This window comes from Halalkalibacter lacteus (assembly GCF_036663595.1).
GTDB classification, from domain to species: domain Bacteria; phylum Bacillota; class Bacilli; order Bacillales; family Bacillaceae_D; genus Halalkalibacter; species Halalkalibacter lacteus.
The window spans coordinates 1-526 of the sequence record NZ_JAWRVL010000096.1; the positions used below are offsets into that span (position 1 = coordinate 1).

Sequence of the window (526 nt, forward strand, 5' to 3'; positions counted from 1 at the left end):
TTTTAACGGTGTTAACGAACTCATTGGTCGCTTATGCGATTGCTAGAAACATGCATAAAAAAGTGTATAAAGTATTATTTTATTATTTTGTCAGTGCGATGTTTGTTCCGTTTCCAATTATCATGTTGCCAATTGTAAAACAAATGAGTGCGATCGGTTTAAACAATCCGACAGGTCTAATCATTTTGTATGTCGTGTACGGTCTGGCGTTCAATATCTTCTTGTATGTCGGGTACATTAAGACGATACCAAAAGAATTAGAAGAAGCAGCGATTATTGATGGATGTAGTAGATGGGGAGTGTTTTGGAGAGTTGTCTTCCCACTACTAGCGCCAATGAACGCAACCGTTGGAATTTTAACGGCATTATGGGCATGGAATGACTTTATGCTTCCGCTCGTTATTTTATCAGACCGTAACGATGCTACCTTACCGCTCGTACAGTACATTTTCCAATCGCAATTTAGCGTGAACTATAACTTAGCCTTTGCGTCTTATTTACTCGCATTATTGCCAATGTTAATTGT

At 38.4% G+C, this 526-nt stretch carries 1 protein-coding gene; it reads left to right on the top strand.

Annotated elements, in window-relative coordinates; genetic code table 11:
- Positions 1 to 526 (top strand): carbohydrate ABC transporter permease (locus SAZ04_RS21645; protein ID WP_332699562.1); only part of this gene is annotated, 526 nt, incomplete at both ends.